Origin of the sequence: Alteriqipengyuania lutimaris (genome assembly GCF_003363135.1) — a bacterium.
GTDB classification, from domain to species: Bacteria; Pseudomonadota; Alphaproteobacteria; order Sphingomonadales; family Sphingomonadaceae; genus Alteriqipengyuania; species Alteriqipengyuania lutimaris.
This window is the reverse complement of sequence record NZ_QRBB01000001.1, coordinates 1,172,949-1,193,822: the sequence shown is the minus strand read 5'-3', so window position 1 is coordinate 1,193,822 and position 20,874 is coordinate 1,172,949. Positions and strand designations below refer to the sequence as shown.

The following is a 20,874-nucleotide window of genomic DNA, read 5'->3' as shown; positions in this document are numbered from 1 at the left end:
CCCCGCGCCCGGTTGCCTCACCACAGCCAGACGTACAAGCCCACGAGAATCCCGATCACGAGCACCGCAAGCGTGTTGAACAGCGCGTTCGTGCCGAAGGCGATGTCCCCCAGCCGCACGGTCTGCTCTTCCCGGGGCCTGCCCGTCAGGCGCGAGATCAGCATCGAAGCGACCAGCGCGACGACGAAGACGATCCAGATGCGGATGATGAAGGGAATGTCGGGTGCCGCGAACTTGAGCACCACGTTCGCCGCGACCGAGCCGATGAGCGCGGTGTAGGCTCCGGCGGCATTGGCGCGCCTGTCGAAGAAGCCGAGCAGGAAGACGATGACGATGCCGGGCGCGATGAAGCCGGTATATTCCTGCACGGTCTGGAACGCGCTGTCGAAGCCGCCGAGGAAGGGCCGCGCCAAGACGAGCGCGATGGCCATCGCGGCGAAGGCGGTGATCCGGCCGACGGTGACATAATGCGTCTCCGACCGATCGGGCTTCCACGAGCGATAGAGGTCCATCGTGAAGATGGTCGAGATCGAGTTCATCATCGACGCGAGGCTGGAAACCACCGCCGCGATCAGCGCCGCGAACACCAGCCCGCGCAGACCGGCGGGCGCAAAGGCCATCAGTTCGCCATAGGTACGGTCGGATTGCGCGGCGAGCGCGCTGCCGTCCAGCGCACCCTGCTGCGCCAGCATCACCGCCGCGATGCCCGGGATGACGACGATGAAGGGCACCAGCAGCTTGAGGAAGGCGGCGAAGGCGAGGCCCTTCTGCGCTTCGCCCAGGCTCTCCGCCCCCAGCGCCCGCTGGATGATGTACTGGTTGAAGCCCCAGTAGCTGAAATGGAGGACCCACAATCCGCCCAGCAGCGTCCAGATCCCGGGCAGGTCGCCATAGGCCGGATTGTCCCGGTCGAGGATCATCTCGAAATGGCCCGGCATCTCTTCCATGAGCACGCCGAGCCCGGCGATGGCCCCGTCCGCGCCCGCCAGCGCGTCGAGCGCGATCCATGTGATCGCGAAGCCGCCGACGATCAGGATCACGACCTGGATGATGTCGGTCAGCGCGACCGCCTTGAGCCCGCCATAGAGCGAATAGAGCGCCGCGAACGCCGCCAGCGCCGCCATCGCCGCGAACACGCCCCAGCCGGTGAGCGATGAGATGGCGAGCCCGCCGAGCCATACCACGGTGGTGAGGTTGACGGAGGTATAAAGCGCGACCCAGAACACGCTCATCAGCGTCTTCACGCCCTCGCCGTACCGCTCCGCAAGGAATTGCGGCATCGTGTAGATGCGTCGCTTGAGAAAGATCGGGAGGAAGAACTTGGCCACGATGATGAGGACCAGCGCGGCCTGCCATTCATAGGCGGCGATCGCGATGCCGACCGCATAGCCCTGGCCCGACTGGCCGATGATCTGCTCGGCGGAAATGTTGGACGCGATCAGCGAGGCGCCGATCGCCCACCAAGGCAGGGCGCGCCCGGCGAGGAAATAATCCTCGGTATTCTTGGTCGAGCCCTTGGGCTGACGCGACACCGCGAGCGCGATGCCCAGCAAGGCCAGCGCATAAAGCGCGATGATCACGATATCGATGGTCTCGAGTGCCATGTATCCCCCGTGCAGAATGCGCCTCTTTCGCGCAGACCTGCCTCAAATCCCTCAGCCGAGCGGCCCGCGCCGCAATCGAGTGCCTGCCTCTAGAAGGAGCATTGTGCGCCTTCCGGCATATTCTGCCGGACGATCCGCGCAATTCCCAAGGTCATCGCCGCCTCGGAGGTGATCGACAGCGTGTCGCCGAGGTCGGGCATGCAGTCTTGCGTGATGATCATCTCGCGCCAGCCCTTGCCCGCGCTCAGCGCGAGATTGCGCGTGATGTCGATCGTGGTCTCGCCCAGCGTCAGCGACACCTTGCCCGTGGGCTGCGCCTCGAGGTTGTACAGGATGCGGTAGTCGCCCGAACCGCCATCGCCTTGCGAAAGGGTGAGCCTTGCACCCGGCGCGAAAGCGATCTCGCGCGCATCTTCCTGCCGCGTGCGATCGAGTCCCCGCGCGACGATGCCCTCGCCCTCTCCTATCAGATTGGGCAGGCGCGTTTCACCGGCATAGGCCGAAATATCGCTCGCGAGACGGCCCATGTCGTACCATGTCGCAGCGCTGCCCTGGGTCAGGTAGCCGCAATCCTCGGACAGCGGACCGAGCGGCGCGGTGTCGGAGAGCGCCCGCCCGTAGCCGACCGGAAACAGCGCGCCTTCGGGCCCGTTCACCGGCGCTCCGCCGCACTCGGCCGGCCAGCTGAAGGAGAGCCTGCCCGTCGCATCGCGCCTGCCGAACAGGATGTCGGACACGCCCGCACCCTCGCTGCCGGGAAGCCATGCGGCGACGAATGCATCGGCGGCATTGAGCTCGCGGTTCATCCACATCGGACGGCCCGAGAGGAACACCGCCACCACCGGCGTGCCCGCAGCGTTGAACTTGCGAATGAGATCGAGGCCTTCGCTATCTTCGAGGACCAGCGTTTTGCGATCGCCGACGAACTCCGCATAAGGCTCCTCGCCGAACACGACCACCGCCGCATCGTAATCCCCGCCCGCGGTCTCGCCGTCGGGCGCATAGGTGGCCGAGCCGCCCTGTGCGCGCGCTTCGTCGGCGATGGCCGCCGCGATCGACGTGGCGTTGGGGAAATACGAATTGTCGAGCTCGCCCCCGCCCTGCCAGGTCAGCGTCCAGCCACCGGCGGCCGTTGCGATGTCGTCTGCGGCGCTACCGGCGACGACGATCTTCGCGCCCTCCTTCAACGGAAGGACACCGTCGTTCTTGAGAATGACCTGCGATTTCGCCACCGCTTCGCGCGCCAAGGCACGATGTTCGGACGAGCCGAGCAGCGCGTCGTCGCCTGCATTGGCGCGCTGCGAGGGCAAAGGCGCGCCCTCTTCCAGCAGCCCGAGGCGAAGCTTCAGCCGCAGCACGCGCCCGACCGCTTCATCGAGCTTCGCCATCGGGATCGTCCCGTCCTCGACCTGCGCGACGAGATTTTCGAGCAGGCCCTTCCAGTCGTCGGGCACCATGTAGATGTCGAGCCCGGCCAGCAGCGCCTGCGGGCAATCGTCCACGCTGCATCCGGCGATCTGGCCGTGCGCGTTCCAGTCGCCCACGACGACGCCTTCGAAGCCCATTTCCTCGCGCAGAACCCCGGTCAGGAGGGCGCGGTTGCCATGCATCTTGACGCCGTTGATGGAGTTGAAGCTGGCCATGATCACTTCGACGCCGGCGTCGATCGCAGCCGGGTATGGGACGGCGTGAATGGCCTTGAGCGCTTCGATATCGCCATTGACGTCGCCCTGGTCGACGCCCTGGTCGGTCCCGCCATCGGCGAAGAAGTGCTTGGCCGTCGCGGCCACGCGGCCTGCCCCCAGATAGTCGTCGGTTCCGGGCTTACCCTGCAGCCCCTCGACCAGCGCGGCGCCCATCTCGGCGACGATGCGCGGGTTTTCGGAATAGCTTTCGTAGGTGCGACCCCAGCGATCGTCGCGCGCGACGGCCACGGTGGGGGAGAAATTCCAGTCGATCCCCGTAACCTCGATTTCGGCCGCGGTCGCCGCGCCGATGCGGCGGACCAGATCGGCGTCGCGCGTCGCGCCCAGCCCGATATTGTGCGGGAAGATCGTCGCGCCCGGCACGTTCGTGTGCCCGTGGACCGCGTCGGTGCCCCAGATCGTCGGGATCACCGGTTCGTCGCCCGGCAGCGGACGGATCGAGGCGCGATACATTTCGTCGGCGTAGCGCAGCCACTCGGACGCGGGCGCGAACTCGTCGCCGTAGGGCCCGCCATTGCCGCCGTTGAGGTAGCTGCCGAAGCGGTAGCGCGCCATATCCTCGGGCGTGAAGGAGTTGATCTGCGGCTGGATCAGCTGCGCGACCTTGCGTTCGAGCGACATGCGCGACAGCAGGTCGGCGACGCGCACGTCCTCGTCCGTTTCCGGCGCCGCTTGAGGTGTGATTGCCGGTGCCGTCGTCCCGATCTGCGCAGGCGTGCAGCCCGTCGCCAGCAGTGCACCAATTGCTGCAAAAATCCCGACCCGCATTCCAATCCCTCGCATGCTCCCGGCCTCTCACTGGGGCCGTGTGAACGTTCTCAAAGGGCTTCTTGCATTCCCGCTTTGCGATTGCAAGCGGCTAGGACTGACGGGGCAAATTCATCAGCAGGAGCGCCGCGAGCAGCGCGCAGCCGGCGAGGACGAAGAACAGTCCGGCGAAGCCGAAGACCGGTATCATGGCCAGCGCCAGCCACGGCATGATCAGCGACGGGCCGGTGTTGGTGAGATTGAAAATGCCGAGGTCGCGCCCGCGATTGCGCGGCTGCGGCAGCACCCGCAGCGTCTGGCCCGTATGCAGCGAGAGAAAGACCGATGCCGTGACGCCGAACAGGAGATAGCCGGTCACCGCCCCGCCCAGCGAGGTCGACAGGGCCATCATCACGAGGCCTACGGTCGAGCAGGCGGCCGTGACGCACAGCGGCAGGAACGGCCTTGCATGCACGTCCGTCCAGCGACCGATCGCAATCGCGAGCGGGACCGACACGATCAGGATCGCGCTGAAGATCTGTGCGACCCGCGCATCGGTCATCGCCGGGTCGACGGTCCGGAACCAGAAATACAGGAAGGCGAAGAGCGCCGCCTCGCAGGTCTGGACGAGCAGGCGTGCCAGCCACATGCGCACCACGACGATGCGCGACCGCTCGCGCCGGACCGGTTCCGCCGCATGGCCGCCGGGCGCCTCGGGGGCGAGATGCGGCAGACGCCTGGGGTGGCCGATCAGGACGGCGGGCAGGACGCAGAGCGCCACGAGCGCGGCGACGAGCCAGAGCCGTCCTTCGGGGCCCGCGAAGCCCGGCAGGGTGATGAACGCAGCCGCCAGCGCGCCAGCGGCAGGCGAAAAGGACAGCAGCCCGCCCAGCGTTCCCTTCTGGCCGTCGGGAATCGAATCGCCTGCCCATGCGGCGAGCGGAGCGAGCATCATGTTGAGCGCCACCTGCCACACCGCGACCAGGACGATAAGCCAGCCGACATTCTCGACTCGCGAAGTCAGGACGAGCAGAACGGACGACACGACAAGGCCCGCAACGATCCACTTTCGGCGCGTCCGCGTCCGGTCGCTCAGCCACCCGAACGCGATGTTGGCGAGGCTCGCGGCGACCGCCCCTGTGAACGTGGCGTAAGCAAGCCACGCGACGTCCGCGTCGGCGGCGAGCGTGGTGACCTGGATCGGCAGCAGGATCGTCAGGAACGGCACATAGGCGATCGCGCCGCCGGCTGCCGCCAGAGCATAGAGCAGCAGGAAGCGCGTCGCCTGCTGGCCGCGCTCCGCCCCGGCCCCCTGGTCAGCCTCAGCCGTCATTCGCGGGTCACGGGCGCGGTCGATTTGCGCAAAATGATATCCGCCTCGACCACTTCGGGCGCGGTCGGCAATTCCCCGCCCCGATTTGCGGCGATGATCAGTTCGACGGCGCGGGCGACGGTCGCGGCGATGGGCTGGTCGATCGCCGTCAGCGCAGGCTCATTGAACATGGCGATCGGCGTGTTGTCGAAGCTGACGACGGACAGATCCTGGGGAACGGTCAAGCCCACCTCTGTCGCCGCGTCGATCGCTGCGAGCGCCATCTGGTCGTTGCTCGCGACAATCGCGGTCGCACGCGGCTCGCGGGCGAGCAGCTTGCGCGCCGCGCTCAGGCCGGAGGCGAAGGTGAAGTCGCCCTCTTCGCACAGGCCCTCGATCGCGAGGCCGGCGTCGGCCATCGCGGCGCGCCACCCGGCGGCGCGCCACTTGCTCAGTTCGTAGCCTTGCGCCCCGGTGATGAAGCCGATGCGCGTGTGCCCCAGCCCCAGCAGGTGATCGGTGGCCAGGCGCGCGGCACCCTCGTCTCCCATGATCAGCGGAATGCCGCAGCCATTGCCCATCGAACCGATGCGCGCGAAGGGAATGCCCCGCTCGTCCAGCAGTCCGGTGATGAGCGGATCGTCCGAGTGCGGCGGGGTGAGGATGATCCCGTCGGGCTGGAGCGCGACGAGCGCGGCGTTGATTTCACGCTCGACATGGTCGTTGTGCGTGTCGACCAGTTCGATGATCATCCGGTACCCGTGCTCGGCGCATTTGAGCATCCCGCCGAGCAGCATCTGGTCGACCCAGTCGCTCCCCTGACGGGCGGTCCAGTCGCCGATGGTCCGCTCGCGATCGTTGAGCGCCAGGATCAGGTAGGATCGCGACCCGCTCATCCGCTGCGCCGCGATCGAGGGGACGTAACCCAGCTTGTCGATCGAGGCCTGCACCCGCTCCTGCATTTCCGGGCGGACGCTGGGCTCGCGATTGATGACTCGGCTGACCGTCTGCAGGCTCACGCCCGCATCGGCCGCCACATGCTTGATCGTAACTGCTTGGCGCCGCCTCGCCATCCGATATCAACCCCCAGGATCAGGCAGGCTGGCTATCGCCTTCGCGCGCGCATTGCCAGCCGCAAGACGTATCGGCGTCCACGCGCTGCCTGAAATCCGTGCCGTGGCCCCGTCTTGAGGCCTGCCGTGCCGATACGACAGGAGCGGGCCTTCGCGTCGTGCAAAGGCCCGCTCCGTCATGCTGCTTCCGCCGCGCTGCTAGAAGTCGAAGCGCGCGATGAAGGTGTAGCGGCGATCGTTGCGGAAGGCCGATCGCGTGACCCGGGTCCCGTCGAAATCGATCACCTGCGAGGTGCGGGTGATCTCGTCGAGCAGGTTCACGCCCTGGACGCCGATCTTGATGTCGTCGGTGACCGAGAAGAAGATCGACGCGTCGAGCTGCCCCGTCGCCTCGCCATAGATCGGCGAGAAGGGGAAGATCACGTCGCGCGGCGTCTGGAGGTATTCCGAACGCCAGTTATACGCGGCGCGCGCCGAGAGCGGACCCTTCTCGTAGAACACCGTCGCGTTCACCGTGTGCTTCGAAACACCGGCCAGCGGCACGAACTCTGCGAAGAGGCTGCGGTTGCCGTCGAGATCGGGGTTCGTGAAATCGCCCGCATCGACATAGGTATATGTCAGCTGCGTACCGAGCCCGTCGAGCGGCGAAGGCAGGAAATCGAAGGTGTGCTGATAGGCCACTTCGACGCCCTTCAGGATGCCGCTGCTGGTGTTGTCGGGACCGTCGATCCTGACATCGAAATCAACCCCGTCCGGCGTCGTGAAGCTGCGGGTTGTGGCACCGGCGTTCACGATGCCCGAGAGATCCTTGAGGAATGCGGAGACCGTAAGCGATCCGACCTGGCTGAAATAGTATTCGACCGAAAGATCGTAGTTCCAGCTCTCCGTCGCAGTGAGAAGCCTGTTGCCGGTGTCCAGCGCAAACAGCGGACCGGTTTCCAGTGTCCCTTCCTGACGAAGCGTATTGGTGTTGTCACCGATGACGCCGCCCGTCCGGTAAAGCGCCAGATCGGGCCGGAAGATGCCTTTCGACGCGCCCACACGGAACAGCAGACCGCCGCCGACGTCGAGCTTCGCATTGAAGCTCGGCAGCCAGTAATCGAATTCTGCGGCGGCAGAATCGTTGATCGTCGGGTTATCGAACACTGCGGCAAACTGTGCCTGGCGTTCTGGCGAAAGCTGGCAGAACCCGGGAATGCCGCCCGGCGCATCCGCAAGGTCAGAACAGGTCGCTGCGAAATCGATCTCTCCGCTCGGCGTCAGCTCGAAGCCCTGAGAGGACGGGAAGCCGATCGAACCGCCCGAATTGACACTGGTGCGGACATAGCGGACCCCGATATTGCCCTGCAGATCCCAGCCGTTGCCAAGGAAATCGTATGAGCCGAAGTCGAGCCGGCCATAGGCGGCGAAACTGCTTTCATCGACGTTGGAGATCTCACCGGCACGGTACGGCGTACCGTCGACGAGGTCGTTCCGTGCGTAGATCGGGATGAACGGGTTGGGCGTCTGCGAACGTGCGTTGAGTTCGCGCGCCTGCTCCTCGGTCAGGCCGCTGAGATATTCGTCGACCAGATCGTCGCCGCCGAAGAAGAAGGCCGATCCGTCGCCCGCCGGCACCGGCACGTTGCCGCGCTGGAAGTCGACGAAGGGACTGCGCAGCTGCGAGGCGGGATAGTCGTCGGCGTAGACCGCACCGCCCCCGGTCCAGGGAGCGGACAGGTTGCCCCAGTTGGAGAAGTTCGTGGTGCGGGTCACGCGATTGCGGTCCGACCAGCGCGCGCCGAAGCGGGCCGTGCGGAAGAAGGATTCGCCGCCATCGGCGATGTCGTAATCGACATCGGCGCGCATGCTCCACAGCTCGCCCTCGTTGCGGACCTGGTTGTCGATGAGGAACCAGTAGTAGCTCTGGTCGGGATCGCTGAAATAGGATGCCGGCGATTCGGACGTACCCGGCTGCAGGAACTGCACGATCGGCACGTTCCCGCTATTGTCGAGGAAGATGTCGGACGACGTCTGCATCGCGCCGATCAGGCCGTTCTCCTGCCGGTCCGATCTGATGTGCTGGACCTCCATGTTGATGCCCAGCCGGTCGCTCGGATTGACGTTGAGATCGAACGAGAAATCCTCGGTCTTGGCCTCGTCCTCGCGCTGGAAGCGAAGCGCTTCGGTCGGGATCCCGCCGCCCTGCGTCAGCGTGCCCGATTCGAAGATGCCGTTCTCGTCGAAGGTGAAGCTGGTGCCCGCTGCGGGGACCGGGAACAGAGCATCATTGTTGACGAGTGCCAGCAGCGAATATTCGTCGAGCGTCGCCTCGGTCTCCGCGCGGAGATATTCGAGCGTCAGCAGCACGCTTTCATCGCTGCTTTCCCACTGCCCGATCGCCGAAATGGCGTTGCGATCCCGCACCAGGTCGGTGGTGCGCACGCCCGCGCCCTTCGGCACGACGACCGATCCTTCCGGCGGGAAGTTGTCCGGACCGAAAATCGGATCGCCGCTGAAGCCTGCGTCGCCCACCGCGCGCACGCGGATGCAGGGCCCGTCGAGCGTCGGCGCGCGGTAGCACGGATCGGTGACCTGCGACGCATCGGTCCGCGTCTTCAGCTCGGACTGGGCATAGCCGACCTGGAGGCCGAAGGTGCCGATGTCGGTCTCGAAGCTGTGCGCGCCGAGGATGGAGAAACCGGGCGACCATTCGTCGGCGAAGTCGCCGTAGTTGGCTTCGACCGTCCCCGCGATCCTCGTTCCGCGGTTATCGAGCGGCTTGCGCGTCACCAGGTTGACCGTGCCGGAGATGCTGCCCTCAATCATGTCGGCGGTGTTGTTCTTGAACACCTCGACCCGGCCGAGCAGCTCGGGCGACACGTCATTGAAGCTCAGCGTACGGCCACCATTGGCCGAGAAGATGTCGCGTCCGTTCAGTTCGGACCGCACGTAGGGCAGACCGCGGATGATGACGCCCGATCCTTCGACCGAGAAGCGGTCCGGGTCGTCGCGCTGTTCGAAACGGCTGATGTTGACGCCGGGCACGCGCTGGAGCGCTTCGGCCACCGATCGGTCGGGAAGCGCGCCGATGTCTTCTGCGGTGATGACGTCGACGAAGGTGTCGGCATTGCGCTTGATGTTCTGCGCGCTGCTGAGCGAGGCCCTGAAGCCGGAGACGATAATGACGTTTTCCTGGTCGGCCACCTCTTCGGGCGTGCCGGCTTCGGTCTCGCGCTCGTCTTCGCCTGCGGGCTGCGCGGCATCCTGCGCGAAGGCGGGCTGCGCGATGCTGGTCAGCGCGATGCCGGAAACCGTCATCAGGGCGAAGGAGCGCCAGGACTGGCGCGGCGCACGGATCTGCGTGTTGGTCAAGATTTCCTCCCTCGGGTCGCGGGCCGGCTTGAGGACCGACTCCATCAAAGGGGGGCCGCATATCCCGTGTTGTGAGCGTTCACAAGGGAAAATGAACGTTCACATCGTGCGGCACCGTGCTATCGATTTGCGCCGAGGGATGTGAGAGAAGCGGATCGATGGCTATCGAGAAAATCGTGATCGTCGGCGGGGGCACCGCGGGCTGGATGGCGGCCGCGGCGCTCTCCCGCCTGTCGGAAAGCCGCAGGGTTTGCGTCACGCTTATCGAATCCGAACAGATCGGCACGGTCGGCGTCGGGGAAGCCACCATTCCTCCCATGCGCGAATTTAATCAACTTCTCGGAATCGACGAACGCGAAATGATGGCGGCCACGCAGGCCACATTCAAACTGGGCATCCAATTCGCCAACTGGGGGAACGTCGGCGAGACCTATCTCCATCCCTTCGGCAACTACGGCTACCAGCTGGACGGACTCTCGTTCCACCAGGTCTGGCACCGCGCCAAAAGCGAGGGCGACAAGCGTCCGCTGCAGGTCTTCAACCTCGAAACGATGGCGGCGTATTTCGGGAAGTTTGCGCGTACGCAGGATTACGAGCGCGACGATCTCCCACCGATGAACTACGCCTATCACCTCGATGCGACCCGCTATGCGGCCTTTCTGCGTGGCTACGCCGAAAAGCGCGGCGTGGTGCGGCGCGAAGGCAGGGTGAGCGACACCACGCTCGACGGCGCATCGGGTTTCGTCCGCTCGGTCACGATGGACGACGGCACCGAAATGGCGGGCGACCTCTTCGTCGACTGCTCGGGCTTTCGCGGGCTGCTGATCGAGCAGGCGCTCGAAACCGGATACGAGGACTGGCGCCACTATCTCCCCTGCGACCGGGCGGTGGCTCTGCCTTGCGCGCGCGAGGACGGCAGCCCTCCGGCACCTTTCACCAAGGCGACCGCGCACAGCGCAGGCTGGCAGTGGCAGGTCCCGCTGCAGACCCGCAACGGAAACGGCCACGTCTATTGCAGCGAATATATGCAGGACGACGAAGCGCTCGACATCCTGACCGCAAACATCGCGGGCAAGCCGCAGGCCGACCCCAATTTCCTGCGCTTCGTCACCGGGCGGCGCAAGAAGTTCTGGAACAGGAACGTCGTGGCACTGGGGCTCGCGGCAGGCTTCATGGAACCGCTGGAATCGACCTCGATCCACCTCGTTAACACCGGGATCAACAAGCTGATCGCGATCCTGTCGCTCGATGGGATCACGCAGACGCAGGAGGACGCCTTCAACCGCCTGACCGCCAAGGAATATGCGCGTATCCGGGACTTCCTGGTCCTGCATTACAATGCCACCCGGCGCGACGACAGCCCCTTCTGGAACCACGTCCGCACGATGGACGTGCCCGATACGCTGCTGGAGAAAATCGATCTGTTCCGCAGCAACGGCCAGATTTTCCGCGAGGAGGACGAGCTGTTCACCGAGACCAGCTGGGCAGCCGTCATGCTGGGCCAGGGCATCGAAATGGGCGGCCACAGCCCCATCGCGCAAACAATGTCCGTCACCGACTACAGGCAGGAATTCGACGAGATGGAAAATTCGATCCGCTACCTCGTCGGTCACATGCCCGCTCATGCCGAATATCTGGCCCGCTATTGCCCTGCGCAGGCCGTATGAGGAACGCCGCAGCCGATTGAAACATTCGCTGGGAGCAGGTTCACCGCCCTCGACAGCGCCGATCGACAGCAGATCCATGCCGTTGAGTGCGGCGCACCTTACGTTACGAAGATCGACCGACACCTCCGCATCCGAACCTGAACAAGGGAACCCCACGACGAGATGACCGACCGCCCCCGCATTCAGCAAAACGCCGACATCCGCTTCCTGGGCAAGACCCTCGGCAACGTGATCCGCGAGCATGGGGGGGAGCGCCTGTACGAGCGCACCGAGCACATCCGCTCTTCCAGCATCAACCGCCACCGCGGCGACGAGCTGGTCGATCTCGAACTGGAAAAGCTCTCGCTGGACGAGACCCTGGCCTTCGTTCGCGGCTTCGGCCTGTTCTCGATGCTCGCCAATCTGGCGGAGGACCGCGACGCAGTCGGCGCGGCCGAGCAGACGACCTTCGTCGAAGCGATCGGGCAATTGCGCGAACACGGCGTGACCGAGGAAACGATCCTCGAACAGCTCGATCACGCGCTGATCGTGCCGGTGCTGACGGCGCACCCGACCGAGGTCCGCCGCAAGAGCATCATCGATCATCGCACGCGCCTGTCCGACCTGATGAAACGGCGCGACGAGGTGCTTGCCGAAGGCGAAGACACAGGCCCCGTCGAAGAGGAAATCGAGCGGCAGATCGCGCTCATCTGGCACACCCGCACCCTGCGGCGCGACAAGCTCAACGTGGTGGACGAGGTCGACAACGCGCTCGACTTCATGCGCAGCGTCTTCCTGCCGGTGCTGCCCGAACTCTATCGCCGGTGGGAACGCGTGCTCCCGGCGCGGCCGCAAAGCTTCCTGCGGCTCGGCAGCTGGATCGGCGGCGATCGCGACGGCAACCCCTTCGTGACGCAGGACAGCCTGCAATACGCGCTGAGCCACGGTGCGGAGACCGTGCTCGGCTATTACCTCGATGCGCTGCAGCAGCTCGGCGCCGACATTTCCGTGTCGAGCGAGCTGACCGAGATTCCGGGCGAAATCGTCACCCTCGCCGAGGCCAGCGGCGATGAGTCCACCCATCGCGAGGACGAACCTTTCCGGCGCGCGCTGATCGGCATCTACGGACGCCTCGCGGCCACGTTCGAACAGGTCTGCGGCAGGCCGCCTGCCCGCCCGGCGAGCGTCGACGGCGAACCCTATGCGGGCCCGGACGCCTTCGAAGCCGACCTGCGGCAGATCGCCCGGTCTCTGGCGGAAATCGGCGGAGAGGCTTTCGGATCGGTCGGCGGGCTCGGCCATCTCATCCGTGCGGTGCAGACCTTCGGCTTCCATCTCGCCACGCTCGACCTCAGGCAGAACAGTTCGGTTCACGAACGCGTGGTCGCCGAGCTGTTCGAGGTCGCGGGCGAGGATGTCGACTACCTCGCCCTCGACGAAGAGCAGCGCGTCGCCGTGCTGCGTGACGAACTCGCCGGCAACCGTCCGCTGCGCACGCCCTGGGCCAGCTATTCCGATGCGACGGCGAAGGAGCTCGCGATCATCGACGCGGTCGCGCAGGCCCAGCAGACCTTCGGGGCGGACTGCATCACGCAATATGTCGTATCGATGGCCGAAAGCGTGTCGGACATGCTCGAGGTCCTGCTGCTGGTGCGCGAGGCGGGGCTCTATCGGGCCGGCGACACGCCGAGCTGCTCGATCATGCCGGTCCCTCTGTTCGAGACCATCGGCGACCTCGAAAGCGCACCCGACGTCATGCGCGCCTTCTTCGCGATCCCCGAGATCGCCGCCATGACGAGTGCGCGCGGATATCAGGAAGTGATGATCGGCTATTCGGATTCCAACAAGGATGGCGGCTATCTGACGTCCAGCTGGATGCTCGCGCGCGCCTCCGAAGCGCTTGCCCCGGTCTTCACCGAAGCGGGCGTCACCATGCAGCTGTTCCATGGCCGCGGCGGTTCGGTGGGGCGTGGCGGCGGCTCCGCCTTCGATGCGATCCGCGGCCAGCCGCACGGCACCGTCAACGGGCGCATCCGGATCACCGAACAGGGCGAGGTCATCGCCGCGAAATACGGGACGATCGAAACCGCGGCAAAGAACCTCGACGCCGTGGCCAGCGCGACCCTGCTCGCCACGCTGGAACCGCAGAAGCTCGCCACGAAGGAATACCAGACCTTCGCCGCCACGATGGACGATATTTCCGACCGCGCCTTCATCGCCTATCGCGATCTGGTCTACGGGACCGAAGGGTTTCCCGACGTCTTCCGGCAGATGACCCCGATCGCCGAGATCGCGACGCTCAATATCGGATCGCGCCCGGCCAGCCGAAAGGCATCGAACCGGATCGAGGACCTGCGCGCCATCCCCTGGGTCTTCTCGTGGAGTCAGGCGCGCGTCATGCTGCCCGGCTGGTACGGCACGGGTCAGGCGCTCGCCGGGTTCGAGGACAAGGCCCTGCTGCGCGACATGGTCGAACAATGGCCATTCTTCAAAAACACGCTCGCGAACATGGAGATGGTGCTCGCCAAATCGGACATGGCGATTGCGGGGGAATATTCCGGGCTGGTCGAGGATCGCGCCCTGGCAAAGACGGTGTTCGGCCAGATCCGCGACGGCTGGCAGCAGACGCACGATGCCTTGCTGGAGATCACCGGACAATCCTTCCTGCTCGAAAACGCGCCGAAGCTCGATGCGTCGATCCGCTTGCGGCTGCCCTATATCGAGCCGCTGAACCTGCTGCAGCTCGAACTGCTCAAACGGCACCGGGCCGGCGATTCCGACGAGCGGATCGCGGAAGGGATCAAGCTGTCGATCAACGCGATCGCGACGGCGCTCAGGAATAGCGGCTGACGCATCTGTCCGGCCCCGGATCCGCAAGGAGTGGACCGGGCCTGTCGACCCGAACGGGTTCGCCGCGGCGTATGGCACCGGCTGGGACAACCCCCGACCATAGAAGGTGTTGCGGGTCCTGCACCACACGCGGAAAAGCTTCCGTCCGCCTGCCTGGTTCCATAGACGGGAATTCAATGAACCGATTTCGCTTCAAGACTATGGTGCTCGGCAGCCTCGGCTTGCTGATTGCCGCCTGCTCTTCGGGCGAGGAGGAGCGGGAAGAGGAGCCCGTTCCGGTCGTCGCACAGGAGGTGCGCTTCCTCCCCGAAGTGTCGCAGGTCGAAGCCATCGGCACCGCGCGCGCGGCGACCTCTGCCGAGCTTTTTCCCGAGACGGCGGGCCGCGTAACCCGCGTGCGGTTCGCCGCCGGCGACTATGTGCGCGAGGGCGCGACGCTGCTCGAACTCGACAGTCGCGCGGAGCGTCTCGATGTCGAGGCGGCACGCGTTGCGGTGCAGGAGGCCAGCCAGCTGCTGGGCCGCTACCGCCGGATCGAGGATACCGGCGCGATCTCCGACAGCCAGATCGAAGCGGGCGAAAATGCGCTCGCCGCGGCGCGGGTCGAGTTGCGCCAGGCGCAAACGTCGCTGGCCGACCGGACGGTGCGTGCGCCGTTCTCCGGCCATGTCGGCCTGACCGAGATCGACGTGGGCGACCGCGTCAACGATTCCACCCCGATCACGCAGATCGACCAGCGCGGCACGCTCTACGTCGATTTCCTCGCGCCCGAAGAGGTGTTCGCCAATCTCAGCCGCGGCGACAGCGTGGAGGTCGTGCCCTTCTCGGAGCCGGGCCGGACGATTTCGGCCGAGGTCGTCGCCACCGATAATCGCATCTCTCAGGAAAGCCGCGACTTCATCGTGCGCACCGCGATCCCCAATAGCGAGGACCGGTTGCGCCCGGGCATGAGCTTCCGGGTCAATTTCTCCCGCAACGGAGCGACCCGGGCCGCCATCCCGGAAGAGGCCATCATCTGGGGCGGCGAAGGGTCGCACATCTTCCTGGTGCGCGACGGCGCGGCGGTGCGCGTGCCCGTGACCATCACCTCGCGCCGCGACGGGCGCGTGTTCGTCGATGGGGACATATCGCGGCAGGATCACGTGATCGTCGAAGGCGTGCAGAAGGTGCGCGACGGGCAGGCTATCCGCCTCGTCCGCCAGGCCCGCGAGCCCGAACGCAACGTGCGCGTCGAGGATGCAGCCGCCGCCGATGGAGACTAGAACCGATCTTCCCATGCTGGCGGTCAAGCGACCGCTGCTGATCGGTGTGCTCAACCTGCTGATCGTGATCGCCGGCGTCGCCGCGCTGCTGGGTGCGGAAGTGCGCGAGCTACCCAATGTCGACCGCCCGATCGTGTCGGTCACCGCCAGCCTCCCCGGCGCCGCGCCCGAAACGATGGATGCCGAGGTCACCAGCATCCTCGAAAACGCGGTCGCCCGAGTCTCCGGCGTGCGCCAGATCAGCTCCTCGAGCGAGGAGAACAACTCGCGCATCCGGGTGGAGTTTAACCCCGGCATCGATCTCGACACGGCCGCCACCGACGTGCGCGAAGCCGTCAGCCGGACCCAGCGCGACCTGCCCGAACGCGTCGAGCAGGTGACGGTGGTCAAGGCCGACCAGGACGCCCAGCCGATCATGACGCTGGCGGTGCTGAGCGATGCCTACGACCAGTCCGAACTCACCCGTCTGGTCGACAACGACATCATCCCCGAACTGCTGACCGCCGAAGGCGTCGCCAGCATCGAGCAGTTCGGCGCACGCGAGCGGCAGATGCGCGTGGCGGTCGATCCGCTGCGGCTCAACCGCTTCGGCCTGACGCTGACCGACGTGGCGGACGCGCTGCAGGACGCGCCGTTCGACGTGCCCGTCGGCTCCTTCCGCTCGGACGCGCAGAGCCTCGTCGTGCGCGCCGATGCCAGCGCGACCGAGCCTGGGCTGATCGAGAGCGTGGTCATAAGCGACAATGTGCGCGTCGGGGACGTCGCCCAGGCCGATTTCGCGCCCGCCAATGCGAGCAATTTCGTCCGCCTCGATGGCGAACCGATCATCGGGCTGGGCGTGGTGCGGCAGGCCAGCTCGAACACGATCCAGATTTCGGACTCGATCCGGCAGGCGGTCAAGCGGGTCAATCGCCGGTTCGACGATGTCGAGCTTCAGATCGTGTCAGACGATGCCGAATTCATCCGCATCTCGGTGCGCGAAGTCCTGATCACGCTGGCCTTCACCATCGCCGTGGTGGTGGCGACGATGCTCATTTTCTTCCGCGCCTGGCGGCCCACGATGATCCCGAGCACCACGATCCCAGTCGCGCTGGTGGGTGTGGTCGCAGGGATCTGGATCATGGGCTTCTCGATCAACCTGCTGACCCTGCTCGCGCTGGTTCTCGCCACGGGGCTGATCGTCGACGACGCGATCGTGGTGCTGGAAAACGCGCAGCGGTTGCAGAACAAGGGGCTGGGACGGCGCGCTGCGGCGGTCGTGGGAACGCGGCAGGTGTTCTTCGCGGTGGTGGCGACGACCGCCGTGCTCGTCTCAGTCTTCGTGCCGATCAGTTTCCTGCCGTCGGAGACCGGGCGGCTGTTCCGCGAATTCGGCTTCGTGCTGGCAGTCGCGGTGATCCTGTCGAGCTTCGTGGCGCTCTCGCTCGTGCCTGCGCTTGCCGCGAAGTTCGACCTGACGAGCGACACGCAAGGCAACAGCCGCCTGTCGCGCTTCGGACGCAAGACAACCGATGGGTACGAGCGGCTCCTGCACCGCGCGCTCGGCGCGCCCAAGGCGATGATTGCCGGATCGGTCGTAATCGCCGCGCTGGCCGGACTGCTCTACACCCAGCTCGACAACGAGCTCGTGCCCGACGAGGATCGCGGCGTGATCACGGTGGATGCGACCGGCCCGGACGGCGTGGGGCTCGCCTTCATGGACCGCGAACTGGACGAGGTCGAACAGGTGCTGGAGCCCTATCTGGAGAGCGGCGTGATCACGAGCACCTTTTCCATCGTCGGCCGTTATGACCCCAACCGCGTGCGCGTGACGGCGGAGCTGGCCGACTGGAGCGAGCGCGACCGCAGCCAGACGGAGATCGTCCAGGAACTCAACGAACCGCTGTCCGAAATCCCCGGCTCGCGTACCAATGCGCGCGGGCGCGGCACGCTCAGCTTCGGCGGCGGCGGCGAAGGGCTGGAGGTCGCGCTGACCGGCCCTGAATACGACCGGATCTACGAAAGCGCCGACGCCCTCGCCACGGCGATCGATACGCAGTCCGACATCCTCTCCAACGCCGATATTTCCTACCAGCCGACCCAGCCGCAGCTTTCGATCCGCATCGACCGCCAGCGCGCCTCCGACCTCGGCGTCGATCTGGAAGACCTGTCGCAGACCTTGCGCGCGATGGTGGGGGGCGAGGAACTGGTCGATCTCAATGTCGGCGACCAGGCGGTGCCAATCTTCCTCACCGCGCAGGCGATCAGCGTCACCAATCCCAACGACCTGCGCAATCTCTACGTGCGCGGCTCGTCCCCGGACGCCGGCAGCAACCGCCTCGTGCCGCTGTCCGCCGTGACCACGATCGTCGAACAGGGCATCGCCGCCGAACTCGACCGGACCGAGCAGCGCCGCGCGATCGAGGTCGACATGGATATCGCCGCCGGAACGCCGCTGCGCGATGCGGTCGACGAGGTCGAACGGCTGGCGGAAGAGGCGGTGGCGGACGATATCGACATGCTGCTGCAGGGCGATGCCGAAAGCCTCGAGGAAAGCTCCAACGCGCTGATGCTGACCTACGGCTTTGCGCTCGCGATCGTCTTTCTGGTGCTCGTAGCCCAGTTTGAAAGCCTCACCAGTGCGCTTGTGGTACTCTTGACGGTACCCTTTGCGCTCGCTGCGGCGGTCTTCGCGCTGTTCCTGTCGGGCGTCTCGCTCAACATCTATTCGCAGATCGGTCTCGTCATGCTGATCGGGCTGATGGCCAAAAACGGGGTGTTGATCGTCGAATTCGCGGATCAGCTACGCCATCAGGGCCGCAGCGTGCGCGAAGCGGTAGAGGAAGCCGCCGCCATCCGCCTGCGCCCGATCACCATGACGCTGATCTCCACCGTGATCGGCGCAACCCCGCTGATCCTCGCGAGCGGTGCGGGGGCCGAAGCACGCCAGTCGATCGGCTGGGTCATCTTCGGCGGGCTCGGCATCGCGAGCCTGTTCACCCTGTTCCTCACGCCGGTTCTGTACCTCGTGATCGCACGCTTCGGGCAGCCGCGGAGCGTCGATCTTGCCAAGCTGAACGAGGAGATCGACGCGCTCGACGAAGACATGACCATGGCGCCCGCATGATCCGTATTGCCCCCTTGTCCTGTGCCGCCCTCGCGCTTTCGGCCTGCGCGTCGATCGAGCAATATCCCGCAGAGCGTCCGGTCCTCGCGCCGCAGGCTTACGCGGGAGATCTGCCGGAAAGCGGCGTGGCGGAAGACTGGTGGGAAGGCTTCAACGACCCGGTTCTGGAGGAACTGGTCGAACAGGGCCTCGCCGCCAATATCGACATCGCCATCGCGCGCGACCGGCTGCGCGGCGCGGCGGCGCTGCTGCGCGCCGAGCGCGCGGACCGGCTGCCGCGCGTGGACGGCGCCGCCGATGCCTCCATCGGGCTCGGCACGTTCGACAGCGATGCTGCAAGCGTCGGCCTGCTCGGCACCTTCGATCCCGACATTTCGGGGCGGCTCGCCGCGGAGATACGCGCCGCTGCGGCGGACTATGCGCAGGCGGAATATATCGTCGCCGACCAGCGGCGGCTCGTCGCGGCTGCCATCGCGGCGCAATATATCGAATATCGCCGCACCGGCGCGCAGCTCGAGCTCGTGGCGCAGTCGACCGAATTGCAGGAGCGCACGCTCAGGATCGTGACCCTGCGGTTCGAGGCCGGGCTCGCCGCCAATCTGGACGTGCGCCGGGCGGCAGCGGATCTCGCGCAGACACGTGCACGTCGCGGCCTGATCGAGATCGCGCGCGCGGGCGCGGCCAATCGGCTGGCGATCCTACTGGGACAGCCACCCGGCCTGTTCGAGCCGCCCGCGCCTATCGGCGACAGTACCATTCCCGACTATGCTGGCGGGCCGCCGGCGGGCACGCCCGTCGACCTGCTGCGCCGCCGCGCGGATATCCTCGCCGCCGAAGCCGCGCTGCTGCGCGCCGCCGCCGATGTCGGGATCGAGCAGGCGGACCTTCGCCCCTCGCTCACCATTCCCGCCAGCGTGGCGCTGGGCGATGGGTCGATCGGCGGCATCCTCGACGAATTTATCGCAAGCATCGGTGCGGCACTCGACCTGCCGCTGTTCGATGGCGGGCGCCGCAGGGCCGAAGTCGAAGCCGCTGAAGCGGAGGCCGACGCGCGCTTCGGCGAGTACCGGCTCACCTTCCTCGAAGCGCTCGGCGAAGTGGAAAATTCGCTCGTCGCACTCGACGCGAATGGCCAGCGTATCGATGCGCTGTCCGAAGCCATCGAGCAGAGCGAGGCCGCTCTGGAGCAGTCGGATGCGCTCTACCGCGAGGGGCTGGCGACCTTGTTCGACTTGCTCGACGCGCAGCGCCAGCTGATTGCGAGCCGCCAGTCGCTGATCGACAGCCAGGCCGCGCTCGCCACATCCTTCGTCTCGTTCCACGCGGCGATCGGTTCGCAGGAAGAGCCCGAAAGGCCTTCCTAGGCGAGAACGAGCGAACGCGCATCCTGTACCGGTCGGCATTCCGGTTGCGGCGGCCGGCACGGCGCATATCAATCGGAGAGAGCTCGCTAGCTGGCGAGCCGCACGAGCGCTTCGCGGTCCTCTATCGCGACCTCCCTGCGATTGGGGAGAGACAGGACCCCGGCTTGTTTGAGCTTGGTGAATACGCGGCTGACGGTTTCGATCGTCAGCCCCAGCACGTCGGCGATCTGCCCCCGGCTGAGCTTCAGCTCGAAAGCATCGACCGGCATCCCGCCCGGTTCGCCCGCCGGGACCCGCGACGACAGATCGAGCAGGAAGGTCGCCACGCGCTGTTCCGCCGTCATCCGGCCGAGCAGCAGCATCCATTTCCGCGTGCGATCGAGTTCCGTAAGCGTGCGCTCCAGCAGCTTGTGTTCGAGGTTGGGATGCGCGCGCGCGAAGCGGTCGAAATCGGCCCGGCGGAAGACGCAGACCAGCACGTCAGTGAGCGCCTCGACCGAATAGGGCGTGGAGTGACCGAACGGGCGCCCGATGAAATCGGCGGGAAAGGCGAGGCCGAGGATCTGTTCCTTGCCCTCGGCCGTGCTGGTCGAGAGCTTCAGCAGCCCTTCCACCACGTTCGCGACCACCACGGCTTCCTCGCCTTCCCACAGCAGGTTCTCGCCCGCCGCGAGTTGCCGGCGTTGCCCGATCGCGTTGAGCGCGACGATCTCTTCGTTGTCCAGATCGCCGCAGATCGCGCGATTGCGCACCGTACAGGCGTCGCAAAAGTTCGTGCCGCGATTGAGGAAGGGCTGGTCCATGACCTCTCGCGACCTAGCGAAATTCACGCGATCGGTGAAGATGCCGA

General features: G+C 66.0%; 11 protein-coding genes. 5 read left to right on the top strand and 6 right to left on the bottom strand.

Going from position 1 to position 20,874, the window contains the following annotated elements; all coding sequences use genetic code 11:
• Positions 1 to 17: 17 nt before the first annotated feature.
• The 5 genes from DL238_RS05875 to DL238_RS05855 form a co-directional block, all read right to left on the bottom strand.
• Positions 18 to 1,604 carry a sodium:solute symporter family transporter gene (locus DL238_RS05875; protein ID WP_115491409.1) on the bottom strand — a complete coding sequence of 529 codons (1,587 nt, stop codon included), beginning with the start codon at positions 1,602 to 1,604 and terminating at the stop codon, positions 18 to 20.
• Positions 1,605 to 1,693: 89 nt separating this feature from the next.
• Positions 1,694 to 4,093 carry a glycoside hydrolase family 3 protein gene (locus DL238_RS05870; protein ID WP_234030981.1) on the bottom strand — a complete coding sequence of 800 codons (2,400 nt, stop codon included), beginning with the start codon at positions 4,091 to 4,093 and terminating at the stop codon, positions 1,694 to 1,696.
• A 76-nt stretch (positions 4,094 to 4,169) separates the two neighbouring features.
• Positions 4,170 to 5,390: an MFS transporter gene (locus tag DL238_RS05865; protein ID WP_115491407.1), complete on the bottom strand. Its 1,221-nt coding sequence runs from the start codon at positions 5,388 to 5,390 to the stop codon at positions 4,170 to 4,172.
• Positions 5,387 to 6,442 (bottom strand): LacI family DNA-binding transcriptional regulator, encoded by a 1,056-nt coding sequence (locus DL238_RS05860; protein WP_115491406.1) that lies wholly within the window; start codon positions 6,440 to 6,442, stop codon positions 5,387 to 5,389. Before DL238_RS05860 ends, DL238_RS05865 begins: the two co-directional genes overlap by 4 nt.
• A gap of 198 nt (positions 6,443 to 6,640) precedes the next feature.
• Positions 6,641 to 9,796: a TonB-dependent receptor gene (locus DL238_RS05855; protein WP_234030980.1), complete on the bottom strand. Its 3,156-nt coding sequence runs from the start codon at positions 9,794 to 9,796 to the stop codon at positions 6,641 to 6,643.
• A gap of 158 nt (positions 9,797 to 9,954) precedes the next feature.
• Here DL238_RS05855 and DL238_RS05850 point away from each other — a divergent pair, with 158 nt between their 5' ends.
• The 5 genes from DL238_RS05850 (at position 9,955) to DL238_RS05830 (ending at position 20,024) form a co-directional block, all read left to right on the top strand.
• Entirely contained in the window at positions 9,955 to 11,463 is a 1,509-nt protein-coding gene (locus tag DL238_RS05850; RefSeq protein WP_115491404.1) for a tryptophan halogenase family protein, read from the top strand.
• A gap of 162 nt (positions 11,464 to 11,625) precedes the next feature.
• Entirely contained in the window at positions 11,626 to 14,292 is a 2,667-nt protein-coding gene (gene ppc / locus DL238_RS05845; protein ID WP_115491403.1) for a phosphoenolpyruvate carboxylase, read from the top strand.
• Between the two features lie 176 nt (positions 14,293 to 14,468).
• Positions 14,469 to 15,554 (top strand): efflux RND transporter periplasmic adaptor subunit, encoded by a 1,086-nt coding sequence (locus tag DL238_RS05840; protein WP_234030979.1) that lies wholly within the window; start codon positions 14,469 to 14,471, stop codon positions 15,552 to 15,554.
• Positions 15,544 to 18,660, top strand: a complete 3,117-nt coding sequence (locus DL238_RS05835; protein WP_115492791.1) for an efflux RND transporter permease subunit — start codon at positions 15,544 to 15,546, stop codon at positions 18,658 to 18,660. Before DL238_RS05840 ends, DL238_RS05835 begins: the two co-directional genes overlap by 11 nt.
• Entirely contained in the window at positions 18,657 to 20,024 is a 1,368-nt protein-coding gene (locus DL238_RS05830; protein ID WP_115491401.1) for an efflux transporter outer membrane subunit, read from the top strand. The genes DL238_RS05835 and DL238_RS05830 overlap by 4 nt, the downstream gene beginning before the upstream one ends.
• A gap of 86 nt (positions 20,025 to 20,110) precedes the next feature.
• Here the strand turns inward: DL238_RS05830 and DL238_RS05825 are convergent, their stop codons facing one another.
• Entirely contained in the window at positions 20,111 to 20,827 is a 717-nt protein-coding gene (locus DL238_RS05825) for a Crp/Fnr family transcriptional regulator (RefSeq protein ID WP_115491400.1), read from the bottom strand.
• Positions 20,828 to 20,874 lie beyond the last annotated feature (47 nt).

What these genes read in the sequence shown, in the direction of transcription:
- DL238_RS05875 (WP_115491409.1), bottom strand. Translation starts at nt 1,604, where the DNA reads ATGGCACTCGAGACCATCGATATCGTGATCATCGCGCTTTATGCGCTG.
- ppc (WP_115491403.1), top strand. Translation starts at nt 11,626, where the DNA reads ATGACCGACCGCCCCCGCATTCAGCAAAACGCCGACATCCGCTTCCTG.
- DL238_RS05870 (WP_234030981.1), bottom strand. Translation starts at nt 4,093, where the DNA reads ATGCGAGGGATTGGAATGCGGGTCGGGATTTTTGCAGCAATTGGTGCA.
- DL238_RS05860 (WP_115491406.1), bottom strand. Translation starts at nt 6,442, where the DNA reads ATGGCGAGGCGGCGCCAAGCAGTTACGATCAAGCATGTGGCGGCCGAT.
- DL238_RS05850 (WP_115491404.1), top strand. Translation starts at nt 9,955, where the DNA reads ATGGCTATCGAGAAAATCGTGATCGTCGGCGGGGGCACCGCGGGCTGG.
- DL238_RS05840 (WP_234030979.1), top strand. Translation starts at nt 14,469, where the DNA reads ATGAACCGATTTCGCTTCAAGACTATGGTGCTCGGCAGCCTCGGCTTG.
- DL238_RS05865 (WP_115491407.1), bottom strand. Translation starts at nt 5,390, where the DNA reads ATGACGGCTGAGGCTGACCAGGGGGCCGGGGCGGAGCGCGGCCAGCAG.
- DL238_RS05830 (WP_115491401.1), top strand. Translation starts at nt 18,657, where the DNA reads ATGATCCGTATTGCCCCCTTGTCCTGTGCCGCCCTCGCGCTTTCGGCC.
- DL238_RS05835 (WP_115492791.1), top strand. Translation starts at nt 15,544, where the DNA reads ATGGAGACTAGAACCGATCTTCCCATGCTGGCGGTCAAGCGACCGCTG.
- DL238_RS05825 (WP_115491400.1), bottom strand. Translation starts at nt 20,827, where the DNA reads ATGGACCAGCCCTTCCTCAATCGCGGCACGAACTTTTGCGACGCCTGT.